The organism is Hydrogenimonas sp., from assembly GCF_029933015.1.
Classification (GTDB): Bacteria; Campylobacterota; Campylobacteria; order Campylobacterales; family Hydrogenimonadaceae; genus Hydrogenimonas.
The window spans coordinates 5,335-6,438 of sequence record NZ_JAOZOZ010000089.1 but is presented as its reverse complement, the minus strand read 5'-3'; the positions used below and the strand labels follow the sequence as shown (position 1 = coordinate 6,438).

1 protein-coding gene is annotated in these 1,104 nt (G+C 56.4%); it reads left to right on the top strand.

All coding sequences use genetic code 11. The annotated features are described in order from the left end of the window. Window positions 1-148: 148 nt before the first annotated feature. Window positions 149-1,104: quinone-dependent dihydroorotate dehydrogenase (locus tag Q1K23_RS06765; protein WP_300363384.1), on the top strand; the 956-nt coding region annotated here is incomplete at its 3' end.

The window sequence follows — 1,104 nt, the reverse complement described above, 5'->3', positions numbered from 1 at the left end:
CAAATTGTATCAAAACAGCGGCGAGTTTTGATGATATTAACAAATATCATAACGAGAGGCCTCTTCCCGCTTCGGTCGGTTAAAGCTTGATTTGGAACTTTTTTTGTATAATCAATCCCAATTTCAAGCGTGAAGAGAGACCCTTTTTATGGATTACGAAAAGATCAAACCCTTTTTTTTCCGTCTCGACCCGGAAACGGCACACCATCTGGTCACAGGAGCGCTCCAGATCGGCGAGGCTCTGCCCCAGCTCTTCAATCCGTGGATCGAAAAGAATTTCGTCGACGATCCGCGTCTGCGTCAGGAGCTTTTCGGACGCACCTTCCCCAATCCCGTGGGGCTGGCGGCCGGTTTCGACAAGGACGCCGAGCTGATCCGCTCGATGACCGCCCTGGGCTTCGGTTTCACGGAGGTGGGAACCGTGACACCGAAACCCCAGCCGGGCAATCCCCGTCCCCGCCTCTGGCGCCACATCGAAGAGGAAGCGCTGCAAAACGCCATGGGCTTCAACAACAAGGGGAGTTACCATATGCAGATGAAGCTCAAAAAGCGCTACCCCTACGTCACCCCCATCGGCGTCAACATCGGCAAGAACAAGGTGACACCGGAGCGGGAAGCGCTCAAAGACTACGAGCACGGCATCAAAGCTTTCAGAAATCTCTGCGACTATCTGGTCATCAACATCTCCTCCCCCAACACCCCGGGATTGCGTGATCTGCAGAACGAAGCCTTCATCGACGCACTCTTTGACATGGGCAAAAACCTGACCGACAGACCGATCCTTCTGAAGATCGCCCCCGACATGAGCGCGGAGCAGGCCGTCACGCTCTGTGCCAGAGCCGTGGAAGCGGGCGCCGACGGCATCATCGCCACCAACACCAGTATCGACTACTCCCTCGTCGAATCGCCCAAAGAGGTCGGCGGCATCAGCGGACGGGTCATACGGGAAAAGAGCTTCGAAATCTTCGACGCGGTGGCGCGCGAACTCTTCGGCAAGACCGTGCTGATCTCCGTCGGCGGCATCGACAGCGGATACGAAGCCTACCGGCGCATCAAGGCGGGTGCGAGCCTGGTGCAGGTGCTCACGGGACTCATCTTCAAAGG